Origin of the sequence: Micromonospora rosaria (genome assembly GCF_001567585.1) — a bacterium.
Taxonomy (GTDB): Bacteria; Actinomycetota; Actinomycetes; order Mycobacteriales; family Micromonosporaceae; genus Micromonospora; species Micromonospora rosaria.
The window spans coordinates 13,007-35,714 of sequence record NZ_LRQV01000068.1 but is presented as its reverse complement, the minus strand read 5'-3'; the positions used below and the strand labels follow the sequence as shown (position 1 = coordinate 35,714).

Below are 22,708 nucleotides of genomic sequence, written 5' to 3'. Positions count from 1 at the left end.
GCGGTGCCCGTGGCCACCACGGTCCCGCAGCCGCGGGTCGCCGCCGCGCCGGTGGCCGAGGCCCACGGTCGACCCGCCCCGGCGGCCACCCAGGCGCCCGGCGTCGAAGCCCTCATCCGGCAGCAGCTGGAGATCATGCAGCAGCAGTTGGCGGTGCTGTCGGGCGCGACGACGGCTGCGCCCGTCAGCGCGCCGGTCGCGCCGGTCGCCCCGGAGGTGACGAGGCGCCGCCCGGCGCCCGTGGCCCGCAAGGTCGGCACGTACAGCAACAACATCGAGCTCACCCAGGACCGGCTCACCGCCGAGCAAAGCGAGTTCATCCGCGACTTCGTGACGCGGTACACCGCGAGGACACCCTCCTCCCGGTCGTACACCGGGCAGCACCGCGAGGTGCTGGCGGACTGGATCGCCTCGCTGAACTTCAACCCGAGCATCAAGGAGACGGTCTACCCGGTCGTGTCGGCCCGCTCACGCGGGGCGACGTTCTGGGACGTGGACGGCAACGAGTACGTCGACACCGCGATGGGCTACGGCGTCCACTTCTTCGGCCACCAGCCCGACTTCATCCTCGACGCCGTCCGCGACCAGCTCGACCGCGGCTACGAGCTGGGCCCGCAGAACCGGATGGCGGGCGAGGTCGCGGAGTTGGTCCACGAGCTGACCGGCGCCGAGCGGGTCGCGTTCTGCAACACCGGCACCGAGGCGGTGATGGTGTCGGTGCGCCTGGCCCGCGCCGTCAGCGGTCGGGACAAGGTGGTCAGGTTCCTCACCTCGTACCACGGCAGCTACGACGCGGTGCTGGCCGAGGCCGACGGCGAGGACAGCATCCCCACCTCGATCGGCATTCCGCAGTCGGCGGTCGACGACACGATGGTGCTCACCTACGGCAGCGCCGAGTCGCTGGACCGCATCCGGCGGCACGGCCCCGAACTGGCCGCCGTGCTGGTCGAGCCGGTCCAGTCGCGCAACCCGACGTTGCAGCCCACCGAGTTCCTGCGGGAGCTGCGCGAGATCTGCACCGAGCACGGCATCGCGCTGATCTTCGATGAGATGATCGTGGGATTCCGGATCGCGCTGGGCGGTGCGCAGGAGCACTTCGGCGTCGAGTCGGACATGTCGCTGTACGGCAAGCTCGTCGGCGGCGGGATGCCGATCGGCATCATCGCCGGCCGGAGCAGGTACCTCGACGCCGTCGACGGTGGCGCGTGGTCGGACGTGGACGACTCCAAGCCGGCGGTCCCCACGACGTTCTTCGCCGGGACGTTCTGCAAGCACCCGTTGACGATGGCCGCGTGCCGGGGCGTGCTCACCTACCTGCGCGAGCGGGGCGCCACCGAACTCGCCGCCCTCAACCAGCTCACCGCCGACTTCGCGCGTCGCGTGAACGACTACTTCGAGGCGGAGGAAGTGCCGCTGAAGGTGTCGTACTTCGCGTCGCTGTACAAATACGAGACGGTCGTCCCGCGCGACATGAGCCACATGTCGCTGACGTTGAACCTGTTCTTCAAGCTGATGCTGTTCCACGGCGTCTACGTGTGGGAACGCCGGACCGCCTTCTTTTCGCTGGCGCACACCCGCGACCATCAGGACCGCATCTTCGAGGCCATCCGCGCCAGCGTCGACGCGCTGCGCCGGGGCGGGTTCGACTTCCGGCGGTCGACGTCGACCGCGCCGCGCGGGCTGCCCGCCGGCCCCCGGGCCGCCGACCTCGCACCGCTCGACCCCACCGCCGTGTCCGAGCAGGAGAAGCGGGTCTACGTGCTGTCGCGGATGCGCGGCGGTAACGAGGCCTACCAGATCCTGGCCGGTCTGCGCTTCGACGGCGCCCCCGACCGGGAGCGGCTCGCCGAGGCGTTCCGGGCGATCGCCGACAAGCACGAGAAGCTGCGCGGCTACTACGAGATCGACGCGACCGACATCACGGCACGCGTCGCGGCGGAGATCACCCCGGAGTTCCACCTCTTCGACCACAGGCGCGACCCCGGACTGCGCACCGAGGACGTCGTCGCGGTGATGAACCGGCCGTTCGACCTGGCGAACCCGCCGCTGTGGCGCTACGGGATCGTCATCGACGCCGACGGCACCCACCACCTGCTGCTCTCGCTGCACCACATCATCGCCGACGGCGGGTCGATCGACATCCTCCTCACCGACCTCGCCGAGTACCTCGCGCGGGGAGAGCTGACCCGGGTGCGCTCCGACGGCTACCCGGCGTTCGTCCGGCAGCAGGCCCGGTCCGTCGGCTCGCCCTCCTACCAGGAACACCGGCGGTGGTGGCTGCGCGAGTTCGACACCGTCCCGCCGCCGCTGAACCTGCCGACCGACTCCCCGTACCCGCTGGTCAACGACTTCACCGGGACGCACCACTACTTCCGGATCGACGACGCGCTGCACCAGGCGGCCAAGGTGGTCATCGAGCGGCACCGCACCACGCCGTTCATCTTCTACCTGTCGCTGTGGTCGGTGCTGCTGGCCAGCGCCGCGGACACCGACGACCTGTGCGTGGGCGTCCCCCTGGACCAGCGGATCATCGGCTCGTTCGACGACACCGTCGGCATGTTCGCCCAGTCGCTGCCGCTGCGCATCCGCACCAGCGCGGACACCCGCCTGCCGGACCTGCTCCGCGCGGTGCGGGACACCAGCCTCGCCGCCGTCGAGCATGCGCCCTACTCGTACGACGTCCTGATCCAGGAGTTGGACCTCGACCGGGACTTCGGGCGCAACGCCCTGTTCGACGTGATGTTCACCTTCACCAACGCCCGCGAGCGGGTGCACCGGTTCGGTGACGTGAACGGCACGTCGGAGGACTTCGCGGTGCCCCGGTCGATGTTCGCGCTCGCCCTGGAACTCACCGAACGCGACGGTGGCCTCTTCGGTGACCTGAACTTCTCCGGCGTGTACGGCGAGCGGCGGATGACCGAGCTGGCCGAGCAGTACGTGGACCTGATCGCCCGGGTGGTGCGGGAGCCGGACCAGACGGTCGGCGACCTGTCCCGGTTGGACGACGAGACGCGGGACCGGCTCCTGGCCATGGGCACCGGGCCGGTCGTCGCGGACCTGCCGAGCCTCGCCGAGATGGTCGACACGGCGGTGCGGGAGCACGCGGAGCGACCCGCGATCCGGTACCGCGGCGAGGAGATCAGCTACGCCGACCTCGCCGAGCGGGTGCACCGGTACGCCGGCGCGCTGCGCGAGCACGGCCTCGGCCGGGGCGACCTGGTCGGTCTCCTGCTGCCGCCGACCCCCGAGCTGGTCACGCTGATGCTCGCGGTCAACCGGATCGGCGCCGCGTGGCTCCCGATGGACGTGAAGGACCCGGCGAAGCGGCTCCGGCTCGTGATCGACACGGCCGAACCCACGAGGGTCGTCTGCGGCGAGGAGCTGGCCGCCGCGGTGGACCTCGGCGACCTCGCGCTGCACCTGCCGACGGACACCCCGGTCGACCCGGCCGCGCCGGCCGGGTCGCCGGGCGGGCCGGACGACCTGGCGTACGTCATCTTCACGTCCGGGTCGACCGGAACACCCAAGGGCGTCACGGTCACGAACGGGTCGCTGGCGAACTTCCTCGTCGGCATGCCCGCGGCGCTCGGGTGGGCCGACCGGAAGGTGGTGGGCTGCCTCACCACCCCGTCGTTCGACATCCACCTGCTGGAGACGCTGCTGACCCTGGTCACCGGCGGGACGGTCGTGGTGGCGGGCGAGTCGGAGGTCCGTACGCCGGCGGAGATCGCCGCGTTCGTCGCGGCCAACGGCGTCGAGTACCTCCAGATGACGCCGACCCGGTTGCGCCTGCTCTTCGCCGACCCGGAGGCGGGGCGCGCCACGCTGGCGCGGCTGGACAAGCTCGTCGTCGGCGGCGAGGCGTTCCCGGAGGACCTGCTGCCGCGCCTGCGGGAGCACCGGTCGCTGGGCGTCTACAACGTCTACGGCCCCACCGAGACCTGCATCTGGTCGAGCGTCAAGGACCTCACCGGGGACACCGGGGTCAGCATCGGCACCCCGATCGCCAACACCACGTTCTACGTGCTGGACGACAACCTCCGGCTGGTGCCCGAGGGGGTGACCGGGAACCTGTGGATCGGTGGGCTCGGTGTGTCGCCCGGGTACCTGCACCGGCCCGAGCTGACCCGCGAGCGGTTCCTGGCGAACCCGTTCGGGGACGGCCGGATCTACCTCAGCGGCGACCGCGCGCTGTGGCGGGGCGGCGAGGTCCACTGCCTGGGCCGGATGGACGACCAGGTGAAGATCCGCGGCTACCGGGTCGAGCTGGGCGAGATCGAACTCGCCATCACCGGGCACGACCTGGTGACCGGCGCAGCGGTGATCGTCCAGGACCTGCCGAGCGGCAGCCAGGTCATCCGCGGCTTCTACCAGGTCCGCGAAGGCGGCTACCTGGCGCCGGAGGCGTTGCGTGACTGGCTGGCCGAGCGGCTGACCGACTACATGGTCCCGGCGACCCTGACCGTGGTGTCGGACATCCCCATGACGACGAGCGGCAAGGTCGACCGCAAGACGCTGGCGGCACAGGCCGGTCAGCCGGTGGAGCCGGGGCGTCCCGAGGAGCGGGGCACCGGGGTCGCCCAGGATCTGGTCACGGCGTGGCGCAAGGTCCTCGGCGACGTGCCGATCAGCGCCGACGAGAGCTTCTTCGACCTCGGCGGCAACTCGTTCAGCCTGGTCCTGCTGATGGAGGAGCTGCACCAGCAGTTCCCGGGCATGCTCGACGTGAGCGACCTGTTCGCGAACCCGACGATCGGAAAGCTCCGCAAGCTCCTGGAGTCCAGGCTCGCCGGGCGGGAGACCGACGCGCTGCTGACCGGCTTCGGTGTCCGGCTGCCCGAGTCGTGGTTCACGCCCGACGCGACCGCCGACGGCCGGGTCGAGGCCGCGCTGCCCGCGCGGACCATGGCCGCCCTGCGACGGCTGCGGAAGAGCGGAACGCAGGAGCCGGAGGAGCTGGCCCACGTCGCGCTCGCCGTCACCCTGCACAAACTGCTCGGAACGGACGACATCTCGTTGTGCGTCGTCGACGACGACGCCCGGGCGACCGTGGTCCGGTTCGACTTCGCCGGCACGGCCGACCTGGCCGACGTGCTGGACGACTACCGGCGGCAACGCGACCACAACGACCGGCTCGACCTGCAGCGGTTCGTCGCCTGCCGGGGTGCCGACCGCACCGTGTCCGTCGCGTGCGGCAGCGCCCGGCAGGTGGCGGAGGCCGACCTGCTCCGCCACTTCGACGTCGTGTACGCGATCGACGTCCTGGCCGACCCCGTCGTGGTCCGGATCGACCACGCCCGCGAGGTGGACCCCGCGCGGGTGGAACAGCTGATGGGCGGCCACCTGAAAGTCCTCGGAATCCTGGGCAGGCCCGCGTCGAAGGAAAAGGTACAGGCATGAAGGATCTCGTGATCGTGTTCCCTGGGCAGGGTTCCCAGTTCGCGGGCATGGGCAGGAAGTGGTTCGACGAGCACGAGAGCGTGCGGGAACGCTTCGCGCAGGCGTCCGACATCGTCGGATACTCGCTCGCCGACCTGTGCTTCACCGCGCCGCCCGCCGAGGTGACCAGGACCAGGTACGCCCAGGTCTCGCTGCTGGTGCTCAGCTACTCGATGTACGAGGTGATGACCGCGGGGCGGAAGGTGCCGGTCTCCTACCTGACCGGGCACAGCCTGGGGGAGATCACCGCGCTGCTCGCGGCGGGCGCGCTGACGTTCGAGGACGCGGTACGCCTGGTCAAGGTGCGCGGTGAGGCGATGGAGGGCTGCGCCGCGGACAGCGGCACCGGGATGATCGCCGCGGTGCGGATGCCGGTCGCCGACGTGGAGAAGTGCGTCGAGGACTTCAACGCGGCGGGTCACGACGTGCAGGTCGCCAACTACAACGGCGAGCTGCAGACCGTGCTGTCGGGCACCCTGGACGACCTGAAGGGGATCACCGCCCACCTCGAGGACCGTGGGGGAAGGGCGGTCAAACTCAACGTCGCCGGCGCGTTCCACAGCACGTTCATGGCCGGCGCGCTGCCCGAGTACACCAAGGCGCTGAGCGAGGTCACGATCGCCGAGCCCGCCGTCCCGGTCTACAGCAACGTCACCGGCGAGGCGTACGAGAGCGCCGAGGCCATCCGGGAGGCGCTGGCCGTCCAGCTGACCAGTCCGGTCCGGTGGAGCGACATCGTGGCGGCCCTGGTGGACCGTAAGGCAGCGGTGTGGATCGAGGTCGGGCCGAAGCAGGTCCTGAAGAAGATGCTCACCGGTGCCGTCGGCTCGGGCGAGGTGTACAGCCTGGACGAGGAGCCCGACCGGGTCGGCGCGGTGCTCGACCACCTCGTCGAGCTGAAGAAGCGCGAGCCCGGGGTGGTCGGGCTGTGCCTGGGCGCCGCCGCGGCCACCCGGAACCGCAACTTCGACGCCGACGAGTACCACAACGGCGTCGTCGTGTCGTACCGCAAGCTCCAGGAGCTGAGCAAGCTCGACCAGGAGTCGCTCTCCGACCAGCAGAAACAGGCCGCGGTGGAGCTGCTGCTCACCATCATGCGGACAAAGCGGGTCCCCGAGCCCGAGCAGCGGGACCGCATCGAGTCGATCCTGCGCCGCACCGGTGAGGTCGGCCTCCGGACGATCGCGGGGGCGCTCGCCACATGAGTTCCCTGCTCGATCTTGACGACCTGGACCTGACGGGACCCCCGGACGGTGCCGACGTCCTCGTCACGCGCTCCAGCCCACGGCGCAGAGCCGAACCCGTCGCCATCATCGGGATGAGCGGTCGGGTCGGCGAGGCGGAGAACCTCGACGAGTTCTGGTCGAGGCTGCTGCGCGGCGAGGAGGGGTACCGCGACCTGCCGGAGGCCCGACGGGCCGACGTCGACGCCTACCTCGCCGCACGCGGCGTGCGGCTGCCGATCGCGGCCGAGCGCTACTCCGGCGGCACCCGGCTGCCCAGCGTGTCCGAGTTCGACTACCGGTTCTTCTCGCTGTCCCGGCAGGAAGCCAAGGCGATCGACCCGAACCAGCGGATCTTCCTGGAGACCGCCTGGGCCGCGCTCGAGGACGCCGGCTACCTGAACAAGGACATCGGCGGTGGGAAGGTCGGCGTCTACGCGGGCATGTCGGCCGACTTCGGCGAGGACTACCGGGCGATCATCCAGGCGGTCGACCCCGGCGCGCCCGAGATCGCGGTCGCCGGCAACATCCGGTCGATGATCGCCAGCCGGATCGCCTACCTGCTGGACCTGCGGGGTCCGTCGCTGCTGGTGGACACGGCCTGCTCGTCGGGCCTGGTGGCCGCGTACACGGCGTACCGCGCGATCCAGAACGGCGAGTGCTCGATGGCGATCGTCGGCGCGGTCAAGACCGACCTGCTGCCGGTCGACGCCGACGACGAGTCCGGCATCGGCGTCAAGGACATCCAGGACACGCTGGCCGCGGACCGGCACACCCGGACGTTCGACCAGAAGTCCGACGGCACCACCGCCGCCGAAGGGTGTGTCGTCTTCGTGCTCAAGTCACTGGAGCGGGCGCGGCGCGACGGCGACAACATCCACGCCGTGATCATGGGCGGCGCGGTCAACCAGGACGGGGCGTCGAACGGCATCACCGCGCCCAACGCCGACGCGCAGGCCGACCTCATCACCGAGGCCCTCGCCGACGCCGGGGTCCGGGCCGAGCAGGTCAGCTTCATCGAGGCGCACGGCACCGCCACCAGGCTCGGCGACCCCGTCGAGGTCAGCGGCATCGAGCGGGCGTTCTCCCGGCAGACCGCCCGCAAGCAGTTCTGCGGTATCGGCACGGTCAAGACGTACATCGGCCACATGGACAACGCCTCCGGCCTCGCGGGGCTCGCCAAACTCGTCCTGTCGCTCAAGCACCGGGTCCTGCCGGCGAGCCTCAACTTCGAGGAGCCCAACCAGAACATCGCGTTCGCGCAGACGCCCGTGTTCGTCAACGACCGGACGGTGGCCTGGTCCGACGACGAGCGGGAGACGTTGTTCGCCGGCATCAACAGCTTCGGGCTGAGCGGGACGAACTGTCACCTCGTGCTGCGCAGCGCGGACCCGGCGCCGGCCGGCGACCGTGCCGGCCTGGGCTCGCCATCCTGCTTCCTGCTGCCGCTGAGCGCCCCGAACGCCCCGGCGTTGACCAGGCTCGCCGAGCGGTACCGCGACTTCCTGTCCCGGCACGAGGTGGACCTCGCCGATCTCGCCTTCACCGCGTCGGTCGGCCGGTTGCACCACGGCGTGCGCGCCGCGTTCGTCTTCGAGAGCCGGGCGGAGCTCGACACGCTGCTGGCACAGTTCGTCGCGGGCGGCGAGGGCGCGAGCGCGAATCCGGACCTGGCCCGGGGTAGCTTCCGCCTGGTGCTGGAGCGGGGCGACAAGCGCGAGCCGCACGACCTGCTGCACGCCGAGCACGACGAGCTGAACCGGGAGGCCGGGGCGGTCGTGGCCGCCACCGCCGGGGCGAGCGACCGCGCCGCGCTGCGCCGGCTGGCGTCCCTCTACGCGCGCGGCGCCGAGGTCGACTGGCGGCGGGCCGCGCCCGAGGGCGGCCGGCGGACGTCGCTGCCCACGTACCCGTTCGAGCGGACCCCGTGCTGGATCGACCCCGTCAAGCAGGGCCGCCGGGGCCTGGTCGACGGCGCGGACGTGGTGCGCTCGCTGCACCGCGACATCGTGGTGTGCCGGCTCGCCCCCGAGAAGTTCTGGGAACTGGCCGAACACCGCATCCACGGCGTCAGCGTGCTGCCCGGTACCGGGCTGGTCGAGATGGTCGTGACGTCGGCGCGGCGGCTCGGCCTGGCCGACGCGGACGTGACGCTGCGCAACGTTCTCTTCGCCGCCCCGCTCGCGGTGGCCGACGGCGAGGAGAAGGAGGTGCACGTCATCTTCGAGACCTCGGGCGACGTCGGTACCGTCACCATCGCCAGTCGGGGCGCCGACGGTGCCTGGGTGGAGAACGCCCGCGCCGAACTGGTCCGCGACGTCGTCGCCGAGCCGGTCGCGGCGCTCGACGTCGAGGACCTGCGGCGGCGGTTGGACCGGCCGCTCCAGGAACCCGAGGGCTCCGACCGCGCCAAGGGGCTGGACGTCAGCGACCGGTGGACCGCGACGTTGGGCGCCGGGCACGCCGACCCGGAGGCGACCGAGCTGTTGTACGAGTTCGAGCTGCCGTCGCGGTACCGGGCCGAGCTGCCGAACTACGTCCTGCACCCCTCGCTGTTCGACACCGTCATCAACGCGCCGAGCAACGTCTACGACCAGGAACGGCTGTACCTGCCGTTCTCCTACGGCGTGCTGACCGTCCGCGACTCACTGCCCGCCCGGGTGCTCGCCCACTTCCGCAAGCGGCCCGAGTCCGTGGCCGGTGCGCTGTACGCGTTCGACGTGACCGTGGTCGACCCGACCGGTCGGGTGCTGCTGACGGTGGACAACTACTGCATCAAGTCGGCGGTCGACCTCGACGTCACGGGGCCCGGCGAGTACGGGTACGTCCAGACCTACCGGCGCGTGGCCCTGCCGGCGTCGCCCCGGCACGGCGGCGGAACCGTCCTGCTCTGCGGCGATCTCGGTACCACGTTCGCCGGCGTCCGGGGGCACCTCGAAGCGTCCGGCTACGACTGCGTCCAGGTGTCGAGCGTCGCCGACGCGGTCGACGACGAGCGGCTCGGGGGGCGCCGCGAGTTCGCCTTCGGCGTGCTGGGCTGCCCACCGGCCGGGGGCGACCCGCTCGCCGACGGCACACATGAGCCGGTCGACCGGGCGTGGGGCCTGCTCAAGCTCATCTCGGAGCGGCAGTTCGGGTTCGCCGGCGGCCTGGTGGTCCTGACGCACAACGCGCTTGCGGTCACCGGTGACGAGACGGCGCTGCACCCCGGCCAGGCCGGCCTGCTCGGCATGATGCGCGTCGCGGCCCTGGAGTACAAGGCGCTCGGCATCCGGTGCGTCGACAGCGACGAGCACACCGGCCCGGCGGTGCTGGTGGGTGAGGCCACCAGCGGCGACCGGCCGCCGTTCCTGCTCTACCGCAACGGGCACCCGTACGAGCCGCAGGTGAAGCGGCAGCCGATCCCGCTGCCCGACGGTGACCGGGCGCCGCTGCCCGGTGGCGACGGGGTGACCGTCGTGTCGGGTGGCACGGGCGACCTCGGCACCGCCGTGGCGCGGCACCTGATCCGGCGGGGCGTGCGCAAACTCGTCCTGCTCGGGTCCGACCGGGCTGCCGGGACCCGGCCGGAGTGGTCGGAGTTCGAGCGCGACCTGGACGTGTTCGAGGTCGTCCGGCTCGATCTGGGCGACCGGCGGGCGGTCGAGGGGACGGTGGGCGACCTGCGCGCGCGGCACGGCCGGATCTCCGGCGTGCTGCACCTCGCCGGGCGGCCCGGCGTCGGGTTCCTGTACACGAAGAACCTCGACGAGTTCATGGCGGTCTACCGGCCCAAGGCGCTGGGTGGGGTGCACCTGCACGAGGCCACCCTGGCGGACCGGCCCGACTACTTCGTCGCGTTCTCCAGCATCGCCGGGCTCCTGCTGAACGCGGGCCAGTCCGACTACACGGCGGCGAACCTGGTGCTGGACAGCCTGGCGCAGTACCGCGACCGCGAGCGGCTGCCCGGCCTGAGCATCCAGTGGCCGGCGTGGCGCGAGACCGGCATCGCCCAGCGCATGGACGCGGCCGACGAGGACGAGTTGTTCCCGCCGCTGGACACCGCCGAGGCGGTGGACCTGCTCGACGCCCTGATGACCTCCGGTGGCCATCCGCCGGTGCTCATGCCCGGCCGGATGCGCAGGGCGACCCGGCAGGTGCCGCGCGACGCCGGCCGGAGCGCGGTCGGGCGGGCCGTCGAGGTGCACGGGCTCGACGAGGTCGGCGACCTCGAACGGGGCGTCGCGCAGATCTGGGCGGAAGCGCTCGACCTCGACGTGCTCGACGCGCACGAGGACTTCGGTGACCTCGGCGGCAACTCGCTGCTGACGGCGCAGATGCTGAAGCTCTACGACGAGCGCTACCCGGGTCTGATGGACATCACGGACCTCTTCCGCCACACCACCGTCGCCGCCCAGGTGGCCTGCCTGAAGGCCAGGCTGCACCCGGACGAGCCGGCCGCCGACGGGCCGCCGCCGGCAGCCAGGGCGGACGAGGGCGACATCGACAAACTACTGGACCTGCTGGAACAGGGCGCGATCACGGTCGACGGCAGCCAGGGCCTACTTGAGGAAACGGACGCCAGATGAGCAGCGTGAAGGATTTCATCCTCGAGCAGTTCGTCAACAAGCAGATCGACCGTGACCGCACCAAGCGGTTGCTGCTCGAACTGTCGGAAGCGAACCTGCACGAGGACATCGCGGTCATCGGACTGGCCGGTCGGTTCGCCGAGGCCACGAACGTCGACCAGTTCTGGGAGTTCCTCAAGGTGAGCCGGGACTGCATCCGGGACTATCCGCAGTCCCGCAAGGAGGACATGTACGACATCCTCCGCAACCCGTACTACGCGGAGGTCATGCTGGGCCGGCCGGTCGACGAGGCCGACCTGGACCGGCTCTACTCCGTGAGCGGTTACCTGGACCGGATCGACCACTTCGACTCCCGCTTCTTCGGCATCCCCCCGCTCGAAGCGGACTACATGGACCCGAACCAGCGCATCGCGCTCGAAGTGGCGTACGAGGCGCTGGAGAACGCCGGCTACGGCGGCGAGAGCGCGATCGGGTCGAGGACCGGGGTGTTCCTCGGCCGCGACCAGTCGAACTACTCCTACTACCGGATGTTCTCCGAGCGGCATCCGATGCAGCTGTCCGGCTCGTGGGAGGGGATGGTCGCCAGCCGCATCTCCTACCTGCTGGACCTCAAGGGCCCCTGCATCATGACCGACACCGCGTGCTCGGCCGGCAGCGTCAGCGTCCACCAGGCCATCCAGTCGCTGCTGCTCGGCGAGTGCGACATGGCCCTGGCGGGCGGCATCAACCTGTCCTCCGGCGGCGAGCCGAAGACCAGCTTCCTATCCGGCGCGACGATGGACAACGTGGTCTCCGGCGACGACATCGTGCGCACCTTCGACGCCCAGGCCAACGGCACGCTGTGGGGCGAGGGCGCCGGCATCGTGCTGCTCAAGCCGCTGAAGAAGGCGCTGGCCGACCGCGACCACGTGCGCGCCGTCATCAAGGCCTCCGCCGTCAACAACGACGGCACGTCGAACAGCATCACCGCGCCCAACGCGCTGATGCAGGAGCGGGTCATCCTCGACGCCTGGGCCAAGGCGGACGTGCCGGCGGAGACGATCACGTACGTGGAGGCCCACGGCACCGGGACCGTTCTCGGTGACCCGATCGAGGTCAAGGGCCTGACCAACGCGTTCCGCCGGCACACCGACCGCAGGCAGTTCTGCGGTATCGGATCCCTCAAGACCACCATGGGACACATGGTGGCCGCGTCCGGGTCGGCCTCGCTGGCGAAGGTCGTCAAGTCGCTCGAATCCGGCCTGCTGGCGCCCTCGGCGAACTTCGACGTGCCCAACCCCTACATCGACTTCACCGACAGCCCGCTGTACGTCAACGACCGGCTCATGCCGTGGGACACCAACGGCGAGCCCCGGCGGGCCGGGATCAGCTCGTTCGGCTTCATCCGCACCAACTGCCACATGGTGCTGGAGGAGGCACCCCGCTACCGCGCCGGGCAGCAGCTGCGGGAGCGCTACTGCTTCACCGTCAGCGCCAAGACCGAGGCGGCCCTGATGGCGCTCCTCGACGGGTACGCGGCCGTGCTGGCGGACAGCCCGTGGTCGCTCGCCGACATCTGCTACACGTCCAACGTCGGCCGAGGCCACCACGAGCACCGGGTCATGGTGATCGCGGCGACGAAGGAGCAGTTGGCCGAGTCGGTCGACCGGCTCCGGCGGCGCGGTCTCGGCACCGACGAGCGGCAGGGTATCCACCACGGCGTGCACGCGGTCGTCAGCGACAAGCGGACCGACCTGGGGCCCGGCGACATCACCGCCCAGACCGGCAAGCGGCTCTCCGACTCGGCCAACGCCACACTCGCCGAGTACCGCTCGCGGGGCGACGCCGCCGCCCTCACCGCGCTGGCCGACGCCTACGTCCGTGGCGCGCGCGTCGACTTCGCCGCGTTCTACGCCGACGAGCCGCGTCAGCGGGTACCCCTGCCCACCTACCCGTTCGAGAAGATCCGGCACTGGGCCAAGCCCATGCGCACGAGCGTGCGCAGCTTCGGCGGCGCCGAGACCAACCCGCTGCTGGGTGCGGAGATCAGCCGCTCGGACACCGCGATCGTGTTCGAGAACACGCTGTCGGTCGACCGGCACTGGGTGCTGTCCGACCACCGCATCGAGCACCGGCCCGTGGTGCCCGGCACGACGTACCTGGAGATGGCGCGTGCCGCGCTGGCCGCGGTGGAGAACACCGGCAGCATGCGGTTCGACAACGTGTTCTTCCTGGTCCCCCTCGCCGTCGAGGAGGGGGAGGAGGCGACCGTGCGGACCCGGCTGGACCGGCTGGAGAAGGGCTACTCCTTCCAGGTGTCCAGCTCACAGGACGGCGAGTGGGTCACGCACGTGGAGGGTCGGATCAGCCCGCTGGGCGACGCCGGCCCGGCGGCACCGGTCGACCTCGACGCCCAGAAGCGCGCCGCGATCGAGGTGACCGACCCGTACCCCACCGAGACCGACACGGGCGTGTTCCAGTTCGGTGCGCGCTGGGACAACGTCCGGGCGGTGTGGAAGCACGAGACCGGCGCGTTGACGCTGCTGCGCCTCCCGCAGGGTGTGTCGAGCGAGACGTTCGGGCTGCACCCGGCCAAGCTCGACAACGCGGTGAACCTCATCTCGCAGAACAGCGGCGAGACGTTCCTGCCGTACATGTACAAGAGCTTCGTCCTGCACCGGCCGATGCCGGAGACGTTCTACTCGCTGATCCGTACCGTGCGCGACGACAGCCACGAGGGCGAGACCATCACCTACGACGTGGACCTCGTCGACGTCGACGGTGAGCCGTTCGCGCGGATCACCGACTACACCGTGAAGAAGGTCGACTGGCAGCGGTTCAGCCTGGCCGGACCGCGCCGCTTCCTCCAGGTCGACTGGCTCGCGGTGCCGCGGGTGGCGGCGGAGGCGACCGGCGGCGCGGTGTGGGCGCCGGTGGTGCGGGACAACCCGGCCGGCAGGCGGCTGGTCGCCGCGGTCGAGGCGCAGGGCCACCGGGTCGTCCCGTGTTACGTCGGCGAGCGGACCGACCCCGGTCGGGACGTGTTCGCCCTGGACGAGGCCGGCGCGGGGCTGCTGGCGCAACGGCTGCGGCAGGAGGGCGTCGACGGCGTCCTGTTCGCCACCGACGTCACCGCGCCCGCCGCCACCGGCGAGGCGGCGCTCACCCCCGGGCAGCGGCGGGCAGCCGGCGTGGACGCGCTGTTCGAGCTGTACCGCGCTTTCGTGACCTCCCGGGTCAAACTCACCCGAGGCCTGAAGGTCCTGGGCAGCCAGGCCTGGCAGGTCGGGCCCGACGACGGGGCCACCGATCCGTTCTCCGCCGCCACCGAGTCGCTCGCGCAGGTCATCGGGCAGGAGCACCGGCACCTGCTGGTGGACGTGCTGGACGCGGGTACGGACGTGGACCTGGACTTCCTCCTCCGGGAGGCGTTGGCCGGCTCGGGCGGTGTGCTGCGGGCCGTGCGCGGCTCGCAGACCTACCTGCGGCGTCTGCGGTACGTCGAGACGGCCGACGCGACGGGCGAGTCGCCGTACCGGGGCGGGACGTTCCTGGTCACCGGTGGCGCGGGCGGCCTCGGCCTCAGCGTCGCCGAGGAGATGGCCCACGAGGGCGCCGAGCGGATCATCCTGCTGGGCCGCAGGCCCCTAACCGAGGAGACCGCGCGGCGCGTCGAGAAGATCGCCGGGGCCGAGTACGTCGAGTGCGACGTGTCGCGGGAGGCCGACGTGCGCGGTCTGGCCGCGCGCCTGCGGGAGGAGGCCGTGACCCTCGGCGGCATCGTCCACGCCGCGGGGGTGGCCGGCGACGGGTTCCTGGCGAACAAGCCCCGCCCGGTCTTCGACGCCGTGCTGGCGCCCAAGGTCGACGGCAGTCTCGCCCTGGTGGAGCTGGCCAAGGAACACCCCGGCGCCTTCCTGGTGTTCTTCTCGTCCATCACCGCGATCACCGGCGGGCAGGGGCAGGGCGACTACTGCAGCGCCAACGCGTTCATGGACTCCCTGGCGGTGCGGGCGCGGGCCGAGGGCGTCCGCGCGCTGTCGATCAACTGGCCGACCTGGTCCGAGGTGGGCATGGCGGTGCAGTACGGGATCGGCGACGGCGACTCGCCGTTCCGCGCCCTCACCGTGAAGGACGGCCTGGCCTGGCTGAGCCACTTCCTGCGTGACCCGGCCGACGGCGTCATCCCGACCCGGTTCGACCTCGGGGTGCTGCACGACCGGCTGGACGAGATGCCGTTCCTGCTCGACGACGACGTCGCCGACGCCGTCGCGCGGGCGGGTGCGGGCGGGTCGTCCTCCGATGGCGAGACGACCGAGGTCCGGGTCGTCGGCCTGTCCGACCCGAACCAGACCCAGCTGAGGATCGGCGCGGTCTACGGCGCGGTGCTCGGCATGGCGGAGGTCGACGCCCACGCGAGCTTCCAGGACCTGGGCGGCAACTCGCTGATGACGGCGCAGTTGCTGCAGCGGGTCGAGGAGGTCTACCCCGGTCGGATCGACATCGCCGACCTGTACTCCTACGCGAGCGTCGCCAGCCTCGCCGGCTACATCGACGAGCGCATCGCGGCGGAGTCCGGTCCGGCCGAGCCGGACCCGGCCGACGTCGGGGACATCGACCAGTCGCTCCAGGACGTCCTGGCGGAGATCGGCGACGCGGAGCTCACTACCATGTTCGCCGCCGACGCCGACGGGGCGGGGAGGAACCAGGCATGAGGTCGAACGCCGAGCTGAAGAAGGACCTGCTGCGGTACCTGCTCATGCAGGTCAAGCAGGAGGCGCTGGACGTCGACCGGGCGAAGGAGTTCATCCGGGCGATCGGCGCCGACGGCCGCGACGCCGACGACCGGATCGCCGTCGTCGGCATGGCCTGCCGCTTTCCCGGCGCGTCGGACAAGGAGCAGTTCTGGCGCAACCTGGTCGACGGCCGGGAGTCGATCGGTGACTTCCCGCCGCTGCGCCTGGACGACCTGCGCCGGGTCGAGGGCGGCACCTCGGCCGTCCGCAAGGGCGGCTACCTGGACCGCATCGACCTGTTCGACGCGGAGTACTTCGGCATCCCGCCGCACGTGGCGACGCAGCTCGACCCGTACCACCGCAACCTCCTGGAGGTGCTGGTGGAGACGATGGAGGACGCCGGGTACGCCAGGAGCGAGCTGTCCGGGTCCCGGACCGGCATCTTCGTCGGCAACGACCACACGCACCGGCTGATCACGTCCTACCTGCCGTTCCTGTCGGAACTGGACTTCGCGGCCATCACCGGCTCGTGGTCGGGCATCCTGGCCAGCCGGCTGTCGTACCTGTTCGACCTGCGCGGTCCGGCCACCGTCATCGACACCGGATGCTCGTCCGGCCTGGTCGCGGTGGACGCCGCGATCAAGGCCCTGCGCAACGGCGACTGCGACACCGCGTTCGTCGCCGCCATCAACCTCTTCCTGTCGCCGTCCAGCCTCGGCAACGAGACCGAGTCCGCCGACCACCGGGTGCGGGCCTTCGACACGGCGGCCGACGGGACGGTGTGGAGCGAGGGCGTGGCCGGGGTCTACCTCAAGCCGCTCTCGCGCGCCCTCGCCGACGGCGACCACGTCTACGGCGTGCTGCTCGGCAGCGCGGTCAACAACGACGGCCGCAGCAACGGCCTCACCGCCCCGAACGCGCAGGCGCAGAAGAACCTGCTGGTCAGCGCGTGGAAGCGGGCCGGCATCGCGCCGGAGTCGGTCTCCTACATCGAGGCCCACGGCACCGGCACGACACTGGGTGACCCGATCGAGGTCAAGGGGCTGACCAGCGCCTTCGCCGAGTTCACCCACCGTCGGCAGTTCTGCGCGATCGGCTCGGTGAAGACCAACATCGGCCACACCGTCGGGGCCGCGGGGCTGGCGTCGCTGATCAAGACCCTGATGTGCCTGGACCGCCGGACCATTCCGCCGTCGATCCACTTCGACGTGCCGAACGAGCTGCTCGACCTGGCCAACAGTCCGGTCTACGTCGCCGACCGGCTCACCGAGTGGGAGGAGGGCGACACCCCCCGCCGCGCCGGCGTGAGCAGCTTCAGCCTGAGCGGAACGAACTGCCACGTCGTGCTGGAGGAGGCGCCGGCCCGGGCGGCGGTCCCCGAGCAGGCACGTCAGCTGCGGGTCTTTCCGATCTCGGCGCGGAGCGAGGACCTGCTGGCCCGCACCGCGGCGCTGCACCTGGCGCACCTCGACCGCCATCCCGAGCACCGCCTGGCCGACGTGTGCTTCACCATGCAGGTGGGCCGCGAGCATCAGGCCGTGCGGGCGGTCGTCCTGTGCGAGACCCGGGCCGGCCTGCGTGACGGGCTGCTCCGGCTGCTGCGCCCGGAGCAGGCCGACGACTCGCCCCCGGTGGACGACGGCGTCGTGCTGCGCGCCGACGCGCCGTCCCGGCCCGGCGCCGGGTTGTCCGGTCACCTCCGCGACGCGGTCACCGCCTTCCTGTCGGGTCGCGCCCGGCCCTTCGCCGGCCTCGACCGGGACGCGGACGTGCGGCGGGTACCGTTGCCGCCCCAGCCGTTCCAGCACGTGCGGCTGTGGGACGAGACGGTCCGGGCGCATCCGGTCCCCGGTGAGCCGGGGCAGGAGCCCACCGACCCGGTCGACCGGCTCCGGGCCATCCTGTCCCGGCCGTCGCACCTCGACGGGCTCCAGGAGTCCGGTGCGGACGCGGTGCCCCGCAAGGTGATCGCCGGGGTGTGGTCCGGCATCCTCGGCTACCCGACGATCCGCGGCGTCGACGACTTCTTCGCCCTCGGCGGTGACTCGATCTCGTCAGTGAAGATCACGCAGTTGCTCAACGCGGTGCTCGGCATCGAGATCCCGCCGACCACCCTGCTGACGAAGCCGACGTTCGACGAGTTCGCAGACGTGGTGATCCGCGCCCACGGGGTGGACGAGAGCCTGGTCCGGTCGCGGTTGAGCGGGTCGACCCGCCGGCCGGTGCCGGTGGAGCACGTCGTCGAGTCCTACGAGCTGCCGCTGACCGCCGCCCAGCGCAGCATGTTCGTCTCCAGCCAGGTCGACGAGGAGTCGGTGGCGTACAACGTCAGCGGCCTGACGATCCGCCCCGGCGCGCTCGACGTCGCCGAGCTGGAGGAGTGGCTGCGCGTCCTGGTACGCCGGCACGACAGCCTCCGCTCGACGTTCCACCTGCGGGATGGCGAACCCTTCCAGCGGGTGCACGCGGAGGTGCCGGTCGCGGTCGAACACCGGCGGCTCGGCGCCCTCCCGGAGGGCGACAGCCACGAGAGCGCGGCCCGCCGGGAGATGCAGCGGTTCGTCCGCCCGTTCCTGCTCGACAGCGCCCCGCTGTTCCGCGTCGGCTACTTCGAGTTCGACGACGGCGTGTCGTGCGTGGCGATCGACATCCACCACATCATCACCGACGGCACCTCGATGGGCATCCTGTTCCGGGACCTCGGGGCCATCGCGGAGGGTGCCCCGCTGCCGCCGCTGCCGTCGAGCTACCGTGCGGCGATCCGCAGCCTGCTGGAGCGGCAGGGCGGCGCCGACATGGTGGCGCACCGCGACTACTGGGTGGCCCGGTTCGCCGACGGCGCGCCGACCCTGCAACTGACCACGGACTGGCAGCGGGCGGAGGTCGCCACCGCGGCGGGCGCGACGCTCTTCGCGTCCGTCGACGGCGAGACGCTGGAGGCCGCCAAGCGGTACGCGCGGGCGCACAACCTCACCCTCTACATGGTGCTGCTCGGCGTGTTCCAGCAGTTGCTGTCCCGGCTCAGTGGCCAGGGCGACGTCGTGATCGGCGCGCCGGTGATGGGCCGGCCCGACCTGACCTACCAGGATCTCGTGGGCATGTTCGTCACCACGCTGCCCATCCGGGTCACCGCCGCGCCGACGACCGGCGTCGGTGACTTCCTCGCCGGCCTGCGGACCACCGTGCTGGAGGCGTTCGAGCACCAGGAGTACCCGCTGGAGTCCCTGGTCGAGGAGCTGAACCCGCCCCGCGTACCCGGCCGCCGGCCGCTGTTCGACGTCTGCTTCGTGCACCAGAACACCGACATGGGCCTGGAGCCCGACGACGAGCGGATCCTGCCGTTCGACGACGGCAGCGCCAAGTACGACATCACCCTCAGCACCCGGGAGGCCGACGGCGCGCTGCTGCTGGAGTGGGAGTACTCCACCGCCCTGTTCCGCGAGGAGACGATGGCGCTCTACGCGGAGCGCTACGCGACGCTGCTCAGGTCCTTCCTCGCCGCCGCCGTCGACACCCCGGTGGGCACGCTCGACCTGATGCCCGAGCGGGAGGCGGAGCTGGTCCGGACGTTCGCGACGGTACCCGCGCCGGCGCTGGACTCCCGCGGTATCGCGCGGCTGTTCGAGGAGCACGTCGCCGCCGCTCCCGACCGGACGGCGCTGATCGCCGACGATCGGAGCCTGACGTACGGGGAGCTGAACGCCAGGGCCAACCGGATCGCGCACGGTCTGATCCGGCTGGGCGTGACCCCCGGTTCACCGGTGGCGCTGCTGCTGGACCGCTCGACCGACATGGTCGCCGCCATCCTCGGTGTGCTCAAGGCGGGGTGCTTCTACCTGCCGCTGAACACGGACTTCCCGCCCGAGCGGCTGCGGATGATGGTGGCCGACGCGGGCGCCGGCCTCCTGCTCACCTCCGACGCCCGGAGCGGGCAGGCGGCGGAGCTGATCTCCGAGCGACTCCGGATCGTCGGCGTCCACCACCTCGCGGAGGCGACGGCCGCCAGCGGGAACCCGGGGCTGCCGGGCAGCAGCGCCGACGAGGCCTACATCATGTACACGTCCGGGACCAGCGGTGTGCCGAAGGGGTCGGTGATCCGGCAGCGGAGCGTGCTGCGGGTGGTCCACCAGTCCGTCTTCTACGCCGCCGACCCGAGCGACGTCTTCCTCATGATCTCGGAGTACTCGTTCGACGGCTCCATCTACGACATGTTCGGGGCGCTGACCAACGGCGCGTCGCTGGTGCTGCTGGACAAGGCGTCCGTGCTGGACCTCGACCGGCTCGGTGCCGCGATCGAGCGGCACGGGGTCACCAGCTTCTTCATCACCACGGCGATGTTCAACGCGCTGATCGACCACGCGTCGGGCTCGCTCGGCGGTGTCCGCAGAGTGATCTTCGGTGGCGAGATCGCCTCGCCGGCGCACGTGAAGCGGGCGTTCGACCTGCTCGGGCCGGGTCGGATCAGCCACGCCTACGGCCCGACGGAGACCACGGTCTTCGCGACCATCCACACGCTCGACGCGCTGGACCCCGACGACGCCGTCCCGATCGGCACGGCCATCAACGACACCTCGCTGTGGGTCCTCGACGAGCGGCTGGAGCCGGTGCCGGTCGGCGTCAGCGGCGAGCTCTACATCGGTGGGGCCGGCCTGTCCGACGGCTACCTGAACCAGCCCGAGTTGACCGCCGAGCGGTTCGTGTACTCGCCGGCGGTACCGGGGGAGCGGCTCTACAAGACCGGCGACATCGTCACCTTCAAGACCAACGGCCTGCTCTACTACACGGGCCGCGTCGACCAGCAGATCAAGCTCAGGGGCTACCGCATCGAGCTGGCGGAGATCATTCAGGTCGCGCTCGACGAGCCCCACGTCCGCTGGGCACACGCGGGTCTGTACGAGACCGCGGAGGGCAGCAGGAGTCTGTGCCTCTGGGTCGGGTACGTGGACGACCAGGACCACGAGCCGGTGCTGCGGGCGGCCCTGTCCCGACGGCTGCCCGACTACATGGTGCCCTCCTTCATCGTCAAGGCCGACACGGTCCCGCTGAACGCGAGCGGGAAGGTCGACGTGGCGGCGTTGCCGAAGCCCGACTTCACGGCGGGGCCGGCGGCGGCGGCGCCGGAGACCGACTCGCTGCGCGTGCTCGCCGACGCGTGGCAGCACGTGCTGGGCGTCCCGGTGGACGACATCGACGCCGACTTCTTCGCGCTGGGCGGCGACTCGATCAAGGCGATCCAGATCGTGGCCCGGCTCCGCGAGCAGGACGTCGCCATCCGGGCCGCGGACCTCCTCGGCAACGCGACCATCCGGACGCTGGAGGAGAAGCTGTCCGGCGCCGCCGCCACCGGGACCGCGCTGCGGGCGTACGACCCCACGCCGCGGACCGGGGCGATCACGCCGAGCCCGATCCAACTGGCGTTCCTCGACGACCCGGACGCCCCGACCCGGGTGTTCAACCAGTGCCTGCTGGTCACGTCGGCACAGCCGGTGTCGCTGGAGCAGTTGGTGCGGGCGGGGGAGCGGCTCGTGCGCCACCACGACCTGCTCCGCGTCGAGGTGGACGATCAGGGCGGGCTCAGCCTGCGCGACGTCGACGCCCCGACGCTCGTCCACGCCGAACAGGCACCCGACGGGCTCTCCGACGACGCCCTCGCCGAGTACCTGAAGACGGTGCAGGCGCGGGTCGACGTGCGGGGCGGCCCGGTCGTCAGCCTCGCCGCCGGACTGGGCGATGGGGGCGAGCGGTTCGCCGTCGCGATCCACCACCTGGCCGTGGACGTCGTGTCGTGGGGTGTCCTGCTGGAGGACCTGGCCATCAGCCTCGCCGACCCGGACGCCGAGTTGCCCGCCAAGACCATGCCGTTCCCGGCGTGGACGAGCGAGGTCAAGCAGCGCGCCCAGGACGGCGGATTCCGCACCCAGTTGCCCTACTGGCTGGACCTGGCGCGCGGCGCGGGCGACGCGGGCGAGGTGTTCGCCGAGCGCGACGTGAAGCGGTCCGAGACCGCCGCGACGGTCGTGCGGCTGGCCGAGACCGACGACTTCTCGGTCTTCGACGCCGCCCGGGAGGCACACGGCGCGAGCCACGCCGACACCGTCCTCACCGTCGTCGCGCGGGCGCTGGCCTCGGTCACCGGTCAGCAGCGGGTGCTGTTCACCCTGGAGGGGCACGGCCGCGAACCGATCGCGGGCGACCACGATCTCACCCGGACCGTCGGCTGGTTCACCAGCACCTTCCCCCACCTGGTCCAGGTGGAGCGAAGCGTGGCGGACACCATGGACGGCCTTCGGCAGTCGTTCGACCGGCTGCCGGACAAGGGCGCCGGCTTCGGCCCCCTGCTGCGCTTCGACGTCGGCCTGGGCGCGCAACGGAGCACGCTGGCCGCCATCCGGCCGCAGATCGGCTTCAACTACCTGGGCGGCCAGGTCAGCGGTGACGGCATCACCGTCACCCACCTGCCGGTGGACATCACCACCGACGGGGACCACCACCTGCCGCACCCCCTCGACATCATCGCCTCCCGGAGCGGGGGTGAGCTCCTCATCGAGGTGCGTTACCCGCGGGCGTGGGAGGCGAGCGGCACCGCCAAGAAGATCGTCGCGGCGGTCGAGGAGTCGTTCCACGAGGTCCGGAACGCCCTCAAGTCCGGTGAACCACGGGGCTTCCAGGTCTCCTCGCCGATCCGCCAGGACGTGCTCGCCGACATCCTGCTGGATGTCGGGGGCGGGATCTAGCCTCCGGCGTGACGACGATCCCATCCCCC

The 22,708-nt window shown here is 71.3% G+C and carries 5 protein-coding genes; all 5 read left to right on the top strand.

Annotated elements, in window-relative coordinates; translation table 11 throughout:
• Window positions 1-9: 9 nt before the first annotated feature.
• The 5 genes from AWW66_RS18420 to AWW66_RS18400 are packed head-to-tail and all read left to right on the top strand — an operon-like array spanning window position 10 to window position 22,679.
• Window positions 10-5,400 (top strand): non-ribosomal peptide synthetase, encoded by a 5,391-nt coding sequence (locus tag AWW66_RS18420; protein ID WP_067367794.1) that lies wholly within the window; start codon window positions 10-12, stop codon window positions 5,398-5,400.
• Complete coding sequence (locus AWW66_RS18415) at window positions 5,397-6,644, top strand: ACP S-malonyltransferase (protein ID WP_067367791.1); 1,248 nt, start codon at window positions 5,397-5,399, stop codon at window positions 6,642-6,644. The genes AWW66_RS18420 and AWW66_RS18415 overlap by 4 nt, the downstream gene beginning before the upstream one ends.
• Window positions 6,641-11,230: a type I polyketide synthase gene (locus AWW66_RS18410; RefSeq protein ID WP_067367788.1), complete on the top strand. Its 4,590-nt coding sequence runs from the start codon at window positions 6,641-6,643 to the stop codon at window positions 11,228-11,230. The genes AWW66_RS18415 and AWW66_RS18410 overlap by 4 nt, the downstream gene beginning before the upstream one ends.
• Window positions 11,227-15,924, top strand: a complete 4,698-nt coding sequence (locus tag AWW66_RS18405; protein ID WP_067367785.1) for an SDR family NAD(P)-dependent oxidoreductase — start codon at window positions 11,227-11,229, stop codon at window positions 15,922-15,924. The genes AWW66_RS18410 and AWW66_RS18405 overlap by 4 nt, the downstream gene beginning before the upstream one ends.
• Window positions 15,921-22,679, top strand: a complete 6,759-nt coding sequence (locus AWW66_RS18400) for a non-ribosomal peptide synthetase (RefSeq protein ID WP_067367782.1) — start codon at window positions 15,921-15,923, stop codon at window positions 22,677-22,679. The genes AWW66_RS18405 and AWW66_RS18400 overlap by 4 nt, the downstream gene beginning before the upstream one ends.
• Window positions 22,680-22,708 lie beyond the last annotated feature (29 nt).

Excerpts from the sequence above, each read along its gene's own strand:
- AWW66_RS18410 (WP_067367788.1), top strand. The coding sequence starts at position 6,641 with ATGAGTTCCCTGCTCGATCTTGACGACCTGGACCTGACGGGACCCCCG.
- AWW66_RS18415 (WP_067367791.1), top strand. The coding sequence starts at position 5,397 with ATGAAGGATCTCGTGATCGTGTTCCCTGGGCAGGGTTCCCAGTTCGCG.
- AWW66_RS18400 (WP_067367782.1), top strand. The coding sequence starts at position 15,921 with ATGAGGTCGAACGCCGAGCTGAAGAAGGACCTGCTGCGGTACCTGCTC.
- AWW66_RS18405 (WP_067367785.1), top strand. The coding sequence starts at position 11,227 with ATGAGCAGCGTGAAGGATTTCATCCTCGAGCAGTTCGTCAACAAGCAG.